Raw genomic sequence first — 9,479 nt, 5'->3', positions numbered from 1 at the left:
TGAATGACCAATTAAGCTGCAGCGTATTGGGCGTAGATTTGTCTCACAAGATGGTTGCTGCAGGACGTTCGCTGTGCGACGGCGATGACATTCAACTTTTAGTTGGTGACGGGGAAAATTTGTCTCCCATTGTGGGCGACCGCATCTTCGATTATGTGCTTTACAATGCCTCGATTTTTATTTTTCCTGACGTTTCGAAAACCATGTCCGAGTCCTATCATTACCTTCGTACCGGCGGTAAAATTGCTTTTTCTTTTTATCCTGAACTGGTCGGAGAGGCAAATGAGGATCTGTTTGCTGCGGCTTTTCGCCGATTGGGTGAACCCCTACCGCGATTTCGAGTGATTACGGATTATTCTGAGGCCTCTGATGCCTTGAATCGCTACTGCACAAATATTTGCCATCATCGCTGGGTGCGTCCCCTCGACACCCGGTTCCTTCAAGATTTTTTTTCCATACCCGCCCAATCCGCTTCGCTCTTTCCAGGACGCGGGTATGAGGTCCGTCGTGACCTGGTGAAAAACCTATTCGCCACCCTCAACCATATGACCGGTAAAGGGCATATCGTCTGGCGCATGGCAGAAGGCATCAAGTCAGGCTCGTCTCGATAATAAAGCTTGAGGATGGTGGTCAACAATGATGAAGTCGTAAAATGATGCATTTTCGACGGTTTCGTGGAAAGCCGCAGATTCAGACTTGCCGATCCCGCGGAATGCAATTGAACGCAATTACAAAGCCAGTTGCTCTTTGATTGGTCCGCTGCTCCTCAACACCATTGGACATAGCCTTTTCAATCGGCCAAAATTGGCATTGACATTTATAGTCGCTATACTAACCTATATGGAGAGGTTAACGAAAACTTGATTCTCGAACCTTCACTTCTTCAGCGCAGACCTTCCAGTTGCCCGTAAAATCGATCTGTACAGTGAATACCAGTATGGTTCACGCATGAGGGGACATCCAGACGTCGACGCCTTCGTGGTCAATCCGAAACCGCTAACTGCGAACAAGAAACCTTAGATGCGAAAATAAGACGCAGGATCCTTTAACTCAAATGGTCGAAAGGAGGACAAGATGGAATATATTTCTGACAAACTCATCAAGCTAATCGAACGCGATGCCGACCAACTGACGAAAAACTGGCTCAGCAATGTGCGAAGCCATCCCACCACGCCCACCTATCATACGTATGACGAGAAAAAGCTTTATGAACGGGCCCATCGTGTATACAGCCATCTTGGCCAATGGATATCGAGAGAAACATCCAAAGAAGACATAGAAGAATACTACACTGTCTTAGGAGAGCAGCGGAGAAAAGAAGGTTTCGCACTTTCGGAAGTCATCCAGGCGCTCATTATCACCAGACGACATGTGTGGCTCAAGGTGCTGTCGGAAGGGTTGCTGGACACGGTTCTGGACCACCATCAGGCACTGGAACTGAACAATCGGGTCATCCTTTTTTTCGATCGGGCTATCTTTTACACCGCCCGGGGATACGAACAGACAGAATAAAGGGGTTGTAAAATAGGCCGAAAAAGTCTCAACTCGGTACAGAACTCCTGTGATCCGGGAAAGCGCCAGCGGTGCCATCGGCAGATGATCGACGGTTGCACGTCGCATCGTTTCAGTTCACCGCTCCGCTCCGCACACGCGCAACACTAAACCGCGGGCACCCGCTGTACATTTTGGAATTGTAGCCTCAACGCGGCGGAATTACTTTCATCTAGATTTTATTTTGGTCTCCCTCGGCGATGGCTCGTCGCTGCCGTATACGTCAACATAGGCGTTATGCGAGAGACATCCCCGCTTCCAGTGATTCCTAACTTGTTTCCCGATAAAGGAATCCGGATATTTCCGTCCGATATTGCATCCGGGGCAGACTTTACTCCACCCGGCCAGTATTTTTTTCATTTCCATGATCAGCTCCTTTCTTCGTGGACTATTTCTCGAGTAATAAATGCCTTCAAGCGATTGCTAAATCATAGAAGCGTTACATCAATGGTCGGCTCAATCGATGATGGGGCAGGAAGAAGGGGCAGCCAGAAGGGCACTCAACCTGAAGATGGAAGGCATATAAACCATATTATTAGCGGATTTTGGGGTCTGTCAAGAATTGATGCGTGTTTCTGATCAGTCAAACATCGTAAATCCTCCCCGCGGCCCTGATCGGCGCGATCTCTGCTTCACGCCGATTCCGATGGGCGAAACTTCGGCGTTGCGTCGACGAGCGGTGGGAAATGGGATCGCCTTCGCTATGCCAAGGATGCCTTTTGGGTTCGGCTGCATCTGTACCAGCACAGATTGCAACTCAGGTATGTATGTTGATTGGCAGCTTCCCCCTGGCAAGTAGGGTAATACTGGCACCAAAAATTTCGTAGATAGTCTGTTGGACTGACGCCGGTGACATGCTTCGGGAAGAGCGGCCTTCTTCTCATGTTAAGCCCCTTATTTTTCGTTGACACCGGCTTGACATCACCCTTAAATTGGGGTTCAGAGCTGGTCAACCGTTGGCAACGTACGCGTTAACGATCAAATCAATTTAGCATTCCGCTGCGCTTCTACAGGGCATGATCCATACCACGATTGGCTTTTTTCCCTAAAAAAACAGATTATGTAACGAAAACAGAATGTTTTATGGACAATGAATAAGATGGGTCGCCAATAAATGAGAAGCCATCAAGTAGATGGAAGCCAGAATAGTGTTCAATTGAGAAGCCAAAGTAACAATAAATAGGAAAAATAGTATTGATTCCCGACAGGCGGGGGTCCATTTTCAACTTCGTTGTCATGCTAACGGCTGGCTGAAATCGTGGCTTCGTTTGCCGTGCGAAAGCCAGGCCGATTGACCCCGATGGGGTGAATACGGATACGAACTCGCCGAAACCCATGGTTTACCGGATCACTCCCGGCTAAGCGTGACCTGAAATTATCACACGGATTTTAAGCGAGGTGATTCTTTGATCATTACGGCCGGCTCAACCTGGAGGGACAAGGTCTCAACCCCGGATAAGGTGCTGGAAAGAATCAAACCGGGAATGCGGATATTCATCGGGACCGGTGTGTCAGAACCGTTGACGCTGGTTCGGCATTTAAAGAGATCCACCGCCGGGAACCTGCTCGATCTAGAACTGTTTCAATTGGTGGGCCTTGGAGAAGCCATCGGGGTAACCGCGCAGGACTCGAATAAATATCGGCTGAAGACCTTTTTCAGCGGGTGGGAAGCCAGTGAAGCGGTTTCGGAAGGGTTTGCCGATTTCATTCCCAGCCGTTATTACCAAATTCCAGCGGTATTCAAATCCGGCCAGATTCCCATTGATGTCGCCTTCGTCCAGATCACACCGCCGAATAAAGCAGGCTTTTGCAGCCTGGGTGTCTGTGTAGATGTGGCCCGACCGGCTATCGAGCAAGCGGCCTTGGTGGTCGGTGAGGTCAACACGGAAATCCCCTGGACATTCGGGGATACGTTCGTCCCCTTCTCAAAATTCGACATGATCGTTGAAAGCACTGAACCACCGATCTATTTCAATCGGTGGAAGGTTGACGACATCTATGACCGTCTCGGTGCCAACGCCGCAGCGCTCATAGAGGACGGCAGTTGTGTCGGGTCTTCGGTGGGTCCGCTTTACGAAGCCCTATGCCATCATCTGACATCAAAGAAAGATCTCAGCATCCACACGCCTTTCTTCTTCGACAACCTGATGGACCTGGTCAACTCCGGTGCGGTGACCAACCGCTATAACCGCTTGTCCCCGGGCAAATCCCTGACATCCTACGCCATCGGCACCCGTACCCTCATGCAGTGGCTGGACAACAATCCTCTGGTAGAATTCCGAAGCATCGACCAGGTGTTCAACCCTATTGATATCAGCCGGACCCCCAAGGTAATGGCCGTTCTGCCGGCCCGCGAGATAGACCTGTCAGGACGGCTCACCCTACATACCGGAAAAGGCAATGTGGGCTCAGGCCCCAGCGAAGTGGTCGATTTTTTCAACGGCGCCCTGATTTCCAAAGATGGCCGGGCCATTTTCGCGCTGACCAGCCGCAATCGTGAAGGAAAACCCAACATCTTGATTTCGGTTCGGAAACTACCCAACCAGTTCAGTTTGTGGGAATCGGTCACCACCGTTGTAACCGAATACGGATCGGTCAACATGAAGGGCCGCTCCGTCCGCGAACGAGCCCAGGCCCTGATTGATATCGCCCATCCGGATGACCGTGCCGACCTGGTGGCAGAAGCCAAAACAAGAAACATCCTCTACCCGGATCAGATCTTTCTCACAGAAAGTGCGCATCTCTATCCGAATGAGATTGAATTTCGGCAGACGTTCAAGGGAAAAACGAAGGTCCGATTTCGGGCACTTAAACCGTCCGATGAAGAAAATATGCGCCAACTTTTCTACCGCCTATCGGACCAATCAGTGGAGTACCGATACTTCTACCCCATAAAAACCATGTTTCACTCAGATATACAGGAGTATGTCAACATTGATTACCGCCATTCCCTGTCCCTGATCGGTTTGCCCGATGATCCCAACTATGACCGGATAATCGCGGAAGCACGTTTTGACCGGCTCAATCCCCAGACGCCTTATGCGGAATTGTCTATCATGGTGGATGAGGCGTATCAGCATATCGGCATCGGGACGTACCTCTGCAACGTACTGATGCGCTTGGCCAAAGAACGACAATTAAAAGGATTTACCGCTGAGACATTGACTGAAAACATAAAAATGCATCACGTCTTGAAGAAAATGGGCTGGAACATAAAAGTCGAACGCCTTGGAGGCGTCGACCGGCTGACCATGGATTTTAGTCGTCCGGTATCACCGGCATAATTTTGTTATATGATTCAGGGCTTGAATCAGCGGTTTCTTATGGACCGCAATCCTCCGGTTAAGCGGCCAGGCGCTATAGAAAGTCCCCTAAGTTACCGTCGTGCCTGATCATGAATCAGGAGGAGCTTCGGACAATGGCGTGGCAGCGGATCGGACGAATACCCTTGGGCCGGGTAAACTCAACCATCAAGCATGATTGACTGGAGGGTCTGCCAGAATTTACCATGGGGTAAAGAAGAGAAGCAACGCCCAACTGGTCGTTCTTAAACCCTATTTGAGAATAGATGCGAAACTGGAAGATGCCCTGCTGCGTGTTGACGACCCGGTCATGTTCGACCTCAGGGAGGCCTATTCGGCGGTGTACCACCGCTTTCTGGCGTTGGACCGGGCAGATCGGCCCGCCATCCGAGGCCAGCTGGAAGGACCGATCAGCTTCGGTTTCAACATCACAGGGAGCTCCCTGTGGAGCGCGCTTGTGGCGCAGTCAACCGAATGGCCGGCCTGCAGAGGAAAAAATATCGGTCATGATCCAATCACCGGCATCGAAGCCTGCGCCATGCAGACCCTGACAGCTGAAAAGTAGCGACATATTAGCTAAACCGGCTTGACCCCACCCGATGCTGATGCTAAGAGGAATGATCCGGAGACTTACGAAACAACCCCAATCCAGTCACTCGAAAAGGATGGGCATTCATCGTGGCAGACGACAAAAAAAACCAGACCACTGAAGCGCCGCCGAGCTTAGCTCCCACAAAAGTAAAGTTCGAAATATACGGGGAAGAGATGATCGAGAAGCTGGTCAAATCCAGTGGCAACAGTGGCCGCGTCTATCTGCCCCCGGACTGGGTAGGGCGTCATGTGAAGATCATCCGGGTCGACTAACCCCAACTGCGCATAAAAAAGGACCATTGACGTGGAAAATATCCGGATCAGAGAACTTGCGGCAGCGGATGCGGACGACATCGCCGACATCTACGCATCCATTGTCCGAAAATCCGTAGATATGGACTTTAAAGACCTGATCGAAAAGCATGCCCGGAGCGACAATGACATCTGCTTCGTGGCCGAGCTGGACGGCCGGGTCATCGGTTTTATGATCAGCTACATCCTCACCTTCGGATTCGGCATTGAAAAAAGCGCCTGGATCGCCACCCTTGGCGTGGATCCCGAATACATGGGCCGGGGCCTGGGCGACCGCCTGGCCCGTGAAATATTCAAGCTTTACAAGCGCATGGGAATCAGCCGCGTGTATACCTCGGTGCCCTGGGACTCTTCCGATCTGCTCTCGTTTTTCAAGACCCTGGGGTTCGACCGCAGCAAGTTTATCAATCTGAAAAAAGATCTTTGACGGTTTCGTCAACTTGAGCAGGATATATTTTTCCAACCACCCGCGTGGCGCGTATACCGCCCATCTCCCTGCCTATTCCGTTGCAGCGGGATCCGATGGCGCCGACGGAAACGCCAGGGCTTCGGTCAAGACGAAGGCTGCCTGGAGATAGGATGTCGGACAGAGCGGGAAACACGCCTTGCAGTCATTGCATACCGTGGCTGCGATTTCAGGAATGAAACTGATCTCTTTCCTGATTCCCCTGTCAACAAATCCAATCGCGTCGGCCTTCTTTACCTCGGCACAATATCTGACGCATAGGCCGCAATGGATGCAAAATGAAGCATCTTTTTCATAACGGTCCTTGTCTGCATTATATTCTTTGGCAAAATGATTTAATTCCGGGGAGTCCGGTGCGTGGGCCAGCAGCAACTCCAAGATGGTCTTTCGAATCCGATCTACCTTCTCTGACCGGGTTCTTACGACCAGGTTTTCTTCTGCGGGATAAACGCAGGAGACGACCAGCTTGGTCCATCCGCGTGATTCTATTTCTACGATGCAGAGTCGGCAGCCCCCGAAAGGCTCCAATTTTTCGTGGTGGCAGAGCGTAGGAATCGATATCCCGGCGCTTTGGGCCGCTTCCAACACCGTCATCCCTTCACTGGCCGCTACCTTGGTTCCGTCGATCTGCAAAAGGATTTTACTCATTTTTTTTGCTCTTTCTGATGATGTTTCTTTCCGCTTCAGGGACACGGGGCGGGACCGGACTTCCGGAAATCTTCGTCACCGCGCCAAAACGAGAGGGACAAACCTCGAAGCAGGTTCCGCAATTGGTGCATTTTTCCTGATCGATGACATGGATCTTCTTCTTGCCGCCATCGATCGCTTCTGCGGGGCACTTGCGCAGACAAATCATGCAGGCCTGGCACTTGTCCGGATCAATGTAATAGGCGATCAGCGATTTGCAGGACAACGCCGGGCATCGCTTCTCTTTGATGTGTGCCTCATATTCATCCCTGAAATAGCGCAGCGTGCTTAGAAACGGATTCGGGGCACTCTTACCCAAGGCGCAAAGCGAAGCGTCGATCGCGGTCTCGGAAAGCTCCTCCAAGATCTCGATGTCACCCGCTTTTCCCTCTCCGCGGGTGATTTTGGTCAGAATCCTGTTCATCTGCCGCAGTCCCTCGCGGCACGGAACGCATTTGCCGCAGGATTCGTCCGTAAGGAATTCAGTGAAGTACCTGGCGACATCCACCATACAGGTATCTTCATCCATAACGATCATCCCGCCTGATCCCATCATCGATCCGGCCTTGGTCAATTCGTCAAACCCGACCTCCAGATCCAGTTGCGCTTCAGGGATACATCCGCCGGAGGGTCCGCCGGTCTGCACGGCTTTAAACTGCTTGCCGTTGGGGATACCGCCCCCGATATGATAAATGATATCTCTCAGGGTAATGCCCATGGGGACCTCCACCAGCCCGGTATTGGTAATCTTTCCTACCAATGAGAAAATCTTTGTCCCCTTGCTGCCGTCGGTTCCGATTTGGGTAAACCAGTCGGCACCGTTATTGACAATCATCGGCACATTGGCCCATGTTTCAACGTTATTCAAAACAGACGGTTTTTCCCACAGGCCTTTGATATTCGAGCGGGTGTACTTGGGTCTGGGCTCACCCACACGGCCCTCTAAGGCTGTCATCAAGGCCGTTGATTCACCACAGACGAACGCACCCGCCCCCTGGTGGACAATGACCTTGAAAGAAAAAGGCGAGCCCAGAATATTCTCCCCGAGAAATCCATATGCTTGGGCCTGCTCGATCGCCAGATGGATATTTTTTACTGCCAGGGGGTATTCCTGCCGCACATAAATATATCCCTCTTGTGCACCGATGGCGTAGCCGCCCAGGATCAACCCTTCAAGGATCGAGTGCGGATTGCCTTCAAGCAGGGCCCTATCCATAAATGCGCCGGGGTCGCCTTCATCGGCATTGACGATCACATATTTGACGGGTTCCGGGGCGTTCCGGGAACCTTCCCATTTCCTGCCGGCCGGGAAACCGGCACCGCCCCGTCCCCTGAGATTGGATTTTTTAATTTCCTCCAGAACGGCCACATCCGTCATCTGAAAAAGCGCTTTGCTGAGCGCGGCGTACCCGCCAATGGACAGGTAGTCATCGATGCGCTTGGAATCGATTTTGATATTACTGCAAAGCAGCGTGCGTTTTTGGTTCTTATAAAAGGGGATATCGGATTCCCGGACGGCGCGTTCACCGGTTACGGGATCCTGGTAGAGCAGACGCTCGACGATTTTATTCGCCTTGATGGTTTCAGAGACAATCTCGGGAACGTCTTCGGCCCTTACCTGAAGATAACATATCTCTTCTGGATAGATCACGACCACCGGCCCCCGCTCACAGAATCCAGGGCATCCGGTTCCCTTGGTATCGACTTTGGCGGCCAAGCCCGCTTTTTCAATTTCCGCTTTAAAGGCGGCAATGACGGCATCTGCACCGGAGGCCACGCAACCGGCGCCGGCACAGACCGAGATGCAAGGGGCGCTGGGGTCCCTTTTGGACAATAGATCCTGTCTGAATTGCTCTAATTCTTCAGGCGAATTTAACCGCGCCATAATTCTCCCCTACTCGTATGTTTTTAGCACGTCAGCTGTTTGCCCCGGTGTCATCTTACCGTGAACCTTTCCATCGACTTCCAATACCGGTCCCAAGGCACAGCAACCTAAACAGTTGACCGTCTCCAGGCTGAACTTGAAATCAAGATCCGTCTCACCCGCTTTTATTCCGGTCGCATCCTGCACGGTGTCGAGCACCCGGGTGGCGCCGCGGACATGACAGGCGGTGCCCATGCAGATGTGAACCTTGTGGCGCCCCTTGGGAACGACACTGAAGGCCTTGTAGAAGGTCGCGATATGCTGCACCCGGGTTGAAGGGACATTCAATCGTTCACTTACCCGATTCAAGGCCTCTTTGGGAAGCCAGTTGTTTTCGCTTTGAATGTCAAGCAATATTTGAATGAGTGAACTGGCCTGGCCGTGGTGGCTGTCAATGATCCGATCGATTTGTTCAATATCCATTAGCCGCGTCCTCAATTTCTTCCTGCCCGTTGATATTCCATACCCGTTTCTTTCAGGCCAGCGCATAGCAATTGCTGGTGGTGTCGTATCTGACCAACCCGTGCCGAGAAGAACTATTCATGTGTTTGGATACATCTGAGGGGTTCAGGCCCAGCCGCTCGGAGATGTCAATCGTCGAAAGGGGTTTTTTCTTCAAGAGCAGCATGATCTGGCTGATGGCCAG

General features: G+C 51.6%; 10 protein-coding genes and 1 pseudogene. 6 read left to right on the top strand and 5 right to left on the bottom strand.

The features are described 5' to 3' along the window. From ABYV26_RS14045 to ABYV26_RS14020, 6 genes are all read left to right on the top strand, one after another. The coding region (locus ABYV26_RS14045) for a class I SAM-dependent methyltransferase (RefSeq protein ID WP_372681979.1) at positions 1 to 611 on the top strand (611 nt) is incomplete at its 5' end. A 463-nt stretch (positions 612 to 1,074) separates the two neighbouring features. Next, positions 1,075 to 1,512, top strand: a complete 438-nt coding sequence (locus tag ABYV26_RS14040; RefSeq protein ID WP_372681978.1) for an RsbRD N-terminal domain-containing protein — start codon at positions 1,075 to 1,077, stop codon at positions 1,510 to 1,512. Between the two features lie 1,445 nt (positions 1,513 to 2,957). Beyond that, positions 2,958 to 4,835, top strand: coding sequence for a GNAT family N-acetyltransferase (locus ABYV26_RS14035; RefSeq protein WP_372681977.1), 1,878 nt, complete (start codon positions 2,958 to 2,960; stop codon positions 4,833 to 4,835). Positions 4,836 to 5,031: 196 nt separating this feature from the next. Next, entirely contained in the window at positions 5,032 to 5,418 is a 387-nt protein-coding gene (locus ABYV26_RS14030; RefSeq protein WP_372681976.1) for a hypothetical protein, read from the top strand. Positions 5,419 to 5,531: 113 nt separating this feature from the next. After that, positions 5,532 to 5,717, top strand: a complete 186-nt coding sequence (locus tag ABYV26_RS14025) for a DUF2080 family transposase-associated protein (protein ID WP_372681975.1) — start codon at positions 5,532 to 5,534, stop codon at positions 5,715 to 5,717. Positions 5,718 to 5,748: 31 nt separating this feature from the next. Next, positions 5,749 to 6,183 (top strand): GNAT family N-acetyltransferase, encoded by a 435-nt coding sequence (locus ABYV26_RS14020; protein WP_372681974.1) that lies wholly within the window; start codon positions 5,749 to 5,751, stop codon positions 6,181 to 6,183. Positions 6,184 to 6,255: 72 nt separating this feature from the next. Here the strand turns inward: ABYV26_RS14020 and ABYV26_RS14015 are convergent, their stop codons facing one another. From ABYV26_RS14015 to ABYV26_RS13995, 5 genes and pseudogenes are all read right to left on the bottom strand, one after another. Next, entirely contained in the window at positions 6,256 to 6,870 is a 615-nt protein-coding gene (locus ABYV26_RS14015) for a 2Fe-2S iron-sulfur cluster-binding protein (protein WP_372681973.1), read from the bottom strand. Continuing rightward, positions 6,863 to 7,420, bottom strand: coding sequence for an NADH-ubiquinone oxidoreductase-F iron-sulfur binding region domain-containing protein (locus tag ABYV26_RS14010; RefSeq protein WP_372681981.1), 558 nt, complete (start codon positions 7,418 to 7,420; stop codon positions 6,863 to 6,865). The genes ABYV26_RS14015 and ABYV26_RS14010 overlap by 8 nt, the downstream gene beginning before the upstream one ends. 120 nt (positions 7,421 to 7,540) lie before the next feature. Beyond that, positions 7,541 to 8,794, bottom strand: a pseudogene (locus ABYV26_RS14005) (SLBB domain-containing protein); the annotation flags it as partial. Between the two features lie 9 nt (positions 8,795 to 8,803). After that, positions 8,804 to 9,256: an NAD(P)H-dependent oxidoreductase subunit E gene (locus tag ABYV26_RS14000; protein WP_372681972.1), complete on the bottom strand. Its 453-nt coding sequence runs from the start codon at positions 9,254 to 9,256 to the stop codon at positions 8,804 to 8,806. A gap of 52 nt (positions 9,257 to 9,308) precedes the next feature. Next, complete coding sequence (locus ABYV26_RS13995; protein ID WP_372681980.1) at positions 9,309 to 9,461, bottom strand: ArsR family transcriptional regulator; 153 nt, start codon at positions 9,459 to 9,461, stop codon at positions 9,309 to 9,311. Between the last annotated feature and the right edge of the window lie 18 nt (positions 9,462 to 9,479).

The organism is Desulfosarcina sp. (assembly GCF_041551955.1).
Taxonomy (GTDB): Bacteria; Desulfobacterota; Desulfobacteria; order Desulfobacterales; family Desulfosarcinaceae; genus Desulfosarcina.
The sequence above is the reverse complement of the archived record's forward strand: the minus strand, read 5'-3'. Positions and strand labels throughout refer to the sequence as shown.